Source organism: Mesorhizobium sp. M5C.F.Ca.IN.020.32.2.1 (genome assembly GCF_004023105.1).
Taxonomy (GTDB): Bacteria; Pseudomonadota; Alphaproteobacteria; order Rhizobiales; family Rhizobiaceae; genus Mesorhizobium; species Mesorhizobium wenxiniae.
Map to the genome: position 1 here is coordinate 1 of NZ_RZSX01000254.1, position 7,444 is coordinate 7,444.

Genomic DNA, 7,444 nt, shown 5'->3' on the forward strand with positions numbered 1-7,444 from the left:
CTTTACGCCAATGTGTTCGAGGGGCTGACCCGCATCGGTCCGAACGGCGAGGTGCTGCCGGATCTCGCCGAAAGCTGGACCATTTCCGACGACGGCAAGGTCTACACCTTCAAGCTGCATACCGGCGTCAAGTTTCACGACGGCACCGACTTCAACGCCGACGACGTGAAATTCTCGCTCGATCGCGCCCGCGCCGACAACTCCGTCAACGCACAAAAGGGCCTGTTCGCCGCCATCGATACGATCGAGGTCGTCAATCCGGCGACGGTCAAGATCACGCTGAAGAACCCGCAAAGTTCCTTCCTCTACAATATGGGCTGGGGCGACGCGGTCATCGTCGCGCCGGAAACAGCCGACACCAACAAGGAAAAGCCTGTCGGCACCGGCCCATTCAGGTTCCAGAGCTGGGCCAAGGGCTCGTCGATCACGCTGATCAAGTCTGATACTTACTGGGGCGCCCCGGTGTCCCTCGACAAGGCGGAGTTCCGCATCGTTCCCGATGCCGCCGCCGCGATACCGGCGCTGCTTTCCGGCGATGTCCAGGCCTTTCCCTTCTTCCCCGATCCCGACAGTGTCGCGCAGGTCAAGGACGACCCGCGCTTCAAGGTGGTGATCGGCGCGACCGAGGGTGAAACCATTCTCTCGATCAACAACAAGAAACCGCCTTTCGACAGACTGCAGGTCAGGCAGGCGATTTCGTTTGCGCTCGACCGCAAGGCGATCATCGACGGCGCCTCGGCCGGCCTTGGCGTGCCGATCGGCTCGCACATGTCGCCCGCCAACAAGGCCTATGTCGACCTCACCGGCTTCTATCCGCACAATGTCGAGAGGGCCAGGGAACTGCTGAAGGAAGCCGGTCTGGAGAACGGCTTCAAGGCGACGCTGAAACTGCCGCCGCCCCCCTATGCGCGGCTTGGCGGCGAGATCATCGCGTCGCAGCTTCGCGATGTCGGCATCGATCTGCAGATCGTGCCCGTGGAATGGGCGCAGTGGCTGGACCAGGTCTTCACCAAGAAGGATTACGACCTGACCATCGTCTCCCACACCGAGCCCAACGACATCGATATCTATTCGCGCAAGGATTACTACTTCAACTACGACAACCCGACCTTCGACAAGATCATCGCCGATCTGAACCTCACCTCCGATGAGGCCAAGCGCATGACGCTGCTCGGCGAGGCGCAGAAGATACTGGCCGACGATGCCGTGGTCGGCTTCCTCTACGAACTGCCGAAAGCCGGCGTCTGGGACGCCAAGCTCGAGGGTTTTTGGGAAAACGCCCCGATCCAGGCCAACGACCTGACCAAGGTGAAGTGGACGGAGTGAGGCAGCGCAGCGGTCCTCCTCCCATGACCACCTATCTTCTCAATCGTCTTGCCATCGCCGTCATCACGCTGGTTCTGGCCTCGATGGTGGTCTTCGCCGTGCTGGAGATCATTCCCGGTGACCCGGCGCGGCTGATGCTTGGCATGAACGCCAGCGCCGACCAGGTCGAGCTGCTGCGCAACCAGATGGGCCTCAACGCGCCCCTCGCTCTGCGCTATCTGCACTGGGCCGGCGGCTTGCTGAGCCTCGACTTCGGCCGTTCCTACACCTATTCGGTGCCGGTCATCGACCTGGTCCGCGAGCGCGTCGTCGTCTCGCTGCCGCTGGCGCTGATCGCGCTGGCGCTGTCCACCATCATTGCCATTCCGGTCGGGCTGTTTTCCGCCGGCAGGCACGGACGGGCCGGCGACACGATTGCGATGGGCGCCGCCCAGCTTGGCGTCGCCGTGCCGAACTTCTGGTTTGCGCTGATGCTGATCTACCTCTTTGCCGTCTGGCTGCGGCTGGTGCCATCAGGCGGTTTTCCGGGTTGGAGCGCCGGCGTCTGGCCGGCGCTGAAATCGCTGGTCCTGCCGGCGATCGCGCTCGCTCTGCCGCAAGCGGCGATCCTCGCCCGCGTCACCCGCTCGGCACTGATCGAAGTGCTGAACGAGGACTATATCCGCACCGCCCGCGCCAAGGGCCTGCCTTATCGCGCGGTGCTGTGGCGGCACGCGCTGCGCAACGCCATGATCCCGGTGCTCACCATTCTCGGCCTGCAGTTCGCCTTCCTGCTCGCCGGCACCATCATCATCGAGAACGTCTTTTACCTGCCCGGCCTTGGCCGGCTGGTGTTCCAGGCGATCACCCAGCGCGACCTGATCGTCGTCGAAAGCGTCGTCATGCTGCTGGTGGCCGCCGTCATCGCGGTCAACCTGCTTGTCGATCTCTCCTATGCGGTCGTCGATCCGCGCCTGAGAAGCCGCCAATGACGCTGCGCTTCGAGATTCCAGAGGAAAATTTTGCCGACATCCTCGTCAAGGCCTTCACCAACCGCTCGTTCCTCGCTGGCTTCGTCATCACCGCGCTGGTGGCAGCGGTCGCCATCGTCTCGTTCTTCTGGACGCCTTTTGACGTCACCAAGCTGATCATCGCCGACAAGACCCAGGCCCCCTCGCCGGCGCACTGGTTCGGCACCGACCATTTCGGCCGCGACATCCTGTCGATGATCATGGTCGGCGCCCGCAATTCGATCGCCGTGGCGCTGGTGGCGGTCGGCATCGGCATGGGCATCGGCGTGCCGCTCGGTGCCTTCGCTGCGGCGCGCGGCGGCATCGCCGACGAAGCGGTGATGCGGCTGAACGATCTCGTCTTCGCCTTCCCTGCCCTGCTGTCGGCGATCATGATCACCGCGATCTTCGGGCCGGGCGCGCTCAACGCCATCATCGCCATCGGCATTTTCAACATTCCGGTCTTCGCCCGCGTCGCCCGGGCCGGCGCGCTGGCTATCTGGCCGCGCGACTTCATCCTCGCCGCGCGCGCCGCCGGCAAAGGCAAAACACTGATCACACTGGAACATGTGTTGCCCAACATCGTCACCTTGCTTCTGGTGCAAGGCACCATCCAGTTCGCGCTCGGCATCCTGGCCGAAGCCGGGCTTTCCTATGTCGGACTCGGCACACAGCCACCGATGCCGAGTTGGGGCCGGATGCTGTTCGATGCGCAGACCCGCATGGTGGCGGCGCCCTGGATGGCGATCTTTCCAGGCATGGCGATCGTCGTCACCGTGCTTGGCCTGAACCTGCTCGGCGACGGTATTGCCGACATCCTCGATCCCCGGTCACGGCGTCAGCGATGAGCCTGCTCGAAATCGAGAACCTTTCGCTGAGCATCGGCGACACGCCGATCCTCAGGGATGTCGAGCTCTTCGTCGCGCCCGGCGAGGTGATGGGGCTGGTCGGCGAATCCGGCTCGGGCAAATCGATCACGGCGCTGACGGTGATGCGGCTTCTCCCCTGGTCGGCGCGCGCCACCGGGCGCGTCGTCTTCGACGGCATCGACATCCTGGCGGCCAGCGAAGACCAGATGTGCGCGCTGCGGGGCGACGACATCGGCATGGTGTTCCAGGAGCCGATGACGGCGCTGAACCCGGTCAAGACCATCGGCGAGCAAGTCGCCGAAGGCATCCGCTGGCATACGAAGGCCAGCCGCGCTGACGCCGAGGACCGCGCGCGAAAGATGCTCGACCGGGTCGGCCTGCCCACAACCAAATTCCCGCTATCGCGCTATCCGCACGAGCTTTCCGGCGGCCAGCGCCAGCGCGTCGGCATCGCCATTGCCTGCGCGCTGAAACCCAAGCTGCTGATCGCCGATGAGCCGACGACGGCGCTCGACGTCGTGCTGCAGGCGCAGATCCTCGACCTGTTGCGCGACCTGGTCGCGGAAAATCGCATGGGCCTGCTCCTGATCTCGCACGACCTCGCGGTGGTGACGGAGATGGCGGATCGCATCACCATCCTGCGCCACGGCGAAGTGATGGAGGCCGGCGACACGGCGCGCACCTTGTCCGAACAGCTCCATCCCTACACCCGACAACTGGCGCAGGCCTCGATGCATGTGCCGGCGCGCGCCAGGACACATGAGATCGGCCAAGACACCCCCCTGCTCCAGGGTGCCAAACCTCTTGTTCAGGTAGACAGCGTGACGCGGGACTATCCGGGACGTCGCCCGTCGCTGCTGAAGCGGGCGGCTCCGATCCGCGCCGTCGACGATGTCTCGTTCTCGATTGATCCCGGCCAGTCGGTGGCGCTGGTCGGGCGTTCCGGCTGCGGTAAGTCCACGCTTGCCCGCATGATCCTGGCGCTGGACGGGCCGACATCGGGAACGATCCGGTTTCGCGGCGAGGTCATCACCGGCAAGAGCGAGGCGGAGCTCAAGCCGGCGCGCCGCGACATGCAGGTGGTGTTCCAGGACCCTTACGGCTCTTTCGACCCGCGCCAGAAAGTCGAAAAACTGGTCGCCGAGCCGCTGCATGTCCTGGAGAAGAAGCCGACGAATACGGAGCGGCGCGAGATGGTGGCAAAGGTCCTACACGAGGTCGGTCTCAGCCCACGCGACATGGACAAATATCCGCACGAATTTTCAGGCGGCCAGCGCCAGCGCCTGTCGATCGCCCGCGCCATCATCACCCGCCCCAAACTGGTCGTCGCCGACGAGCCGGTCTCGGCGCTCGACGTCTCGATCCGTGCCCAGATTCTCGATCTGCTCGCCGAGCTCAACCAGAAGCTCGGCGTTGCCTATCTATTCATCACTCACGATCTGACCGTCGCTCGCGCCATCACCGATCAGGTGATGGTCATGTATGACGGCAGGATCGTCGAGCGCGGCAGGACGAGCGAGGTTCTCGACCATCCGCAGTCCGAAGCCGCCAAGGCGCTGGTCGCTGCGGCCCCAGACCTGCACCGCGCGATTGCTCGGCGGTTACAGGAACAGGGGTGAGCCGCCGACCGTTCAGAACGGCTTACTCTTCGGCCTTCACCACATCGGTTGGGCTGATGTCGAGCAAGTCGAGCGTGCGGCGCAAAAGCTGCATCTCGGTCCCGGCAAGTTGCGAATCGGCCTTGGCGATCTCGGCCATATGGCGGGCAAGCAGGCTGCGCCTCTCGACGTCGAGGTCACGGAACTGCGCGATGGCTTGCGAGCTGTTGGTCTCGTAGCCGATCTCGTTGAGATATTCGATGACGCTGTCGATGCTGGCTTCCGGAATGCCGAAGGCTTCCCGGCAGATGCGCCTGAAGGCGGCCATTTCGCTCTCGCTGACCGTGCCGTCGGCCAGGATCATGCGAAACAGCATCAGCAGTTCCGCCGACAGCACAGGATCGTCCGCAACCTTGCGCACGCCGGGGTCGCCATCGAAGATCGAGCGTATCTGGTCAAGCAATGCGAATGCCATCAGCGTCCCTTTCCGATTCGTCAAATGCATGTCGCTCAAAAGTACGCAGCGGTTTTGAGATAACCACATGCATAAACAAAAGAGCCAAGCGCGGCGCCGCGCGCTTGGCATAGGTAGCGCGGAATCGGTCTTGCGCAAACGGGTCGCCTGTGGTTCGAACGCGCCATATTTTCCCGCTGGCCGGAACCCCTCCCGCAACCATCCGATGTTCGATTTTTTCACCCAGACCGTCGTCATTCTCGGCGCCGCCGCCTTCGCTGCCGGCTTCGTCGATTCGATTGCCGGCGGCGGCGGCTTGATCACCATTCCAGCACTGCTGCTCGCCGGCTTCTCGCCGGTCGAGGCGCTGGGAACCAACAAACTGCAGGGCATGTTCGGCTCAGGCTCGGCGACCATCCACTACGCCGCGAAGGGCCATGTCGATTTGCGCCGGCAATTGCCTTCGGCCCTGTTGGCGCTTGCCGGCAGTGCTCTCGGCGCCTTGCTGGCGACATTCGTGCCGGGCGACCTGTTGCGCGCGCTTCTGCCGGTCCTGCTGATCAGCATCGCCCTTTACTTCGCCCTGAAGCCAAACATGGGTGACGTCGACCGCGCCCGGCGCCTGTCGCCGTTCCTGTTCGGGCTGATCCTGGTGCCGATTGTCGGCTTCTATGACGGCCTGTTCGGGCCGGGGGCCGGTTCCTTCTACATGCTGGCCTTCGTCACCCTAGCCGGCTACGGCGTGCTCAAGGCGACGGCGCACACCAAGCTGCTCAACTTCGCCTCCAACATCGGCGGCTTCATCGTCTTCGCTGCTGCCGGGGTCGTCTACTGGAAGATCGGCCTGATGATGGGTGTCGCCCAGTTCCTCGGCGCCCGCGTCGGCGCCAGCCTCGCCATCCGCAATGGCGCAAAACTGATCAAGCCGCTGCTGGTGATGGTCTGTCTGGCGCTGGCTATCAAGCTGCTGGCCGATCCGGCGAACCCGCTGCGCACGCTGATTGGTGTGTGAACGGCGCGCCTGATACTATGCGGTTGTACGAATCATGTCGGAGGAGCCACGCATGAATCTCAGTGCGCCTACGCAGCTTGTTTTCATCATATCCCTTGTTATCGCCATCATCGGCCTTCTCGCCGCTCTCGGCGTTTTTGCGTTCATTCCCTTGGCCGCGGTGTGGATCGTCCTCATCGCTTATATTGTGCTTGCTGGCGGCTGCTTGGTTCGCGGCGCTTAAGTATTCAAATCTCAGGCAACTCGAAGCGCCCGGCCACAAGCCGGGCGCTTTTGATTTTGAGGGCTGCTCTGTTAGACTCCTTGGGCGGAAGGAACGCTCATGCTCGCCGAGAGCGAAGACGGCAGCCGACATGAAAATCCCGGCCTCGACCGGTTCGAGATGGTGCGGCGTACGTCCGGCCCTTGCCTCCGGGGCGCGGTCACCGACATCTGCGGCTATCGCGAAACGGCATCGGGCCGTTTCCGCAACGTCGAATATGCATCGCTGACCGTGCCGCTGGTCATCAGCTTTGCCGAACCCTTCGCCATCGGACTCGGCAAGGATCCGGGCGACAACGACCGCTTCGCCAGTTTCGCCGCCGGCCTTTTTGCCGGTCCGGTGGTGATCGAATCCTTCGGTGGCGCCTGCTGCGTCCAGGTCAATTTCACCCCGCTCGGCGCCCGCCGCTTCTTCGGCCTTGCGATGAGCGAACTCACCGACCGCATGGTCGGCCTCGACGATGTGCTCGGACTTGAAGGCATCGCGCTGCGGGAAAGACTTGGCAATGCGCACGGTTGGAGCGCACGCTTTGCCATCGTCGAGACGTTCGTCGCAGCACGGCTGGACAAAGCCCGGGAAACGCAGGCCGAAATCGCCTGGGCCTATGACCGGATCATCGTCTCGGGCGGCCGCATTCGCGTCTCATCGCTCGCCGACAGGCTGGGCTGGAGCCGCAAGCATCTCGCAGGAAAATTCTCCAACGCGATCGGCGTCGGCCCTAAGACGCTGTCGCGCATCGTCCGCTTCAATCGGGCGCTCGGGCTGTCAAGGCAGGACAAATCCGATTGGGCTGATATCGCCGCCGATTGCGGCTATGCCGACCAGGCGCATCTTGTTCGCGAATTCCGCGACCTTGCCGGCGAAACGCCGACGACGCTTGCCGCCCAGGCATAGGTCCTGGAACGCCTCTTGCGACGCCCAACCGGCGCGCGCG

8 protein-coding genes are annotated in these 7,444 nt (G+C 63.8%); 7 read left to right on the forward strand and 1 reads right to left on the reverse strand.

From position 1 onward, the window contains the following. The 4 genes from EOA86_RS14785 to EOA86_RS14800 all read left to right on the forward strand — a co-directional run. A partial coding sequence (locus EOA86_RS14785) for an ABC transporter substrate-binding protein (protein WP_164891756.1) occupies positions 1-1,326 on the forward strand: 1,326 nt, incomplete at its 5' end. Between the two features lie 23 nt (positions 1,327-1,349). Then, complete coding sequence (locus tag EOA86_RS14790) at positions 1,350-2,297, forward strand: ABC transporter permease (RefSeq protein ID WP_127209710.1); 948 nt, start codon at positions 1,350-1,352, stop codon at positions 2,295-2,297. Beyond that, the gene (locus EOA86_RS14795) at positions 2,294-3,163 is read left to right on the forward strand and encodes an ABC transporter permease (RefSeq protein WP_127209709.1); all 870 of its coding nucleotides are present in this window, start codon (positions 2,294-2,296) and stop codon (positions 3,161-3,163) included. Before EOA86_RS14790 ends, EOA86_RS14795 begins: the two co-directional genes overlap by 4 nt. After that, a complete protein-coding gene (locus EOA86_RS14800; RefSeq protein ID WP_128342301.1) occupies positions 3,160-4,803 on the forward strand; it encodes a dipeptide ABC transporter ATP-binding protein in 1,644 nt (547 codons plus the stop codon). The genes EOA86_RS14795 and EOA86_RS14800 overlap by 4 nt, the downstream gene beginning before the upstream one ends. Before the next feature lie 22 nt (positions 4,804-4,825). Here EOA86_RS14800 and EOA86_RS14805 read toward each other — a convergent pair whose 3' ends face one another. Beyond that, positions 4,826-5,257, reverse strand: coding sequence for a TerB family tellurite resistance protein (locus tag EOA86_RS14805; RefSeq protein ID WP_128342302.1), 432 nt, complete (start codon positions 5,255-5,257; stop codon positions 4,826-4,828). A gap of 205 nt (positions 5,258-5,462) precedes the next feature. On the opposite strand from EOA86_RS14805, the gene EOA86_RS14810 reads away from it, so the two are divergent. The 3 genes from EOA86_RS14810 to EOA86_RS14820 all read left to right on the forward strand — a co-directional run bounded on the left by EOA86_RS14810 (position 5,463) and on the right by EOA86_RS14820 (position 7,404). After that, complete coding sequence (locus EOA86_RS14810; RefSeq protein ID WP_128342304.1) at positions 5,463-6,248, forward strand: TSUP family transporter; 786 nt, start codon at positions 5,463-5,465, stop codon at positions 6,246-6,248. A gap of 52 nt (positions 6,249-6,300) precedes the next feature. Further along, positions 6,301-6,471 (forward strand): hypothetical protein, encoded by a 171-nt coding sequence (locus tag EOA86_RS14815; protein WP_084831397.1) that lies wholly within the window; start codon positions 6,301-6,303, stop codon positions 6,469-6,471. A gap of 99 nt (positions 6,472-6,570) precedes the next feature. Then, positions 6,571-7,404, forward strand: coding sequence for an AraC family transcriptional regulator (locus EOA86_RS14820; RefSeq protein ID WP_127209707.1), 834 nt, complete (start codon positions 6,571-6,573; stop codon positions 7,402-7,404). Positions 7,405-7,444: the final 40 nt, after the last annotated feature.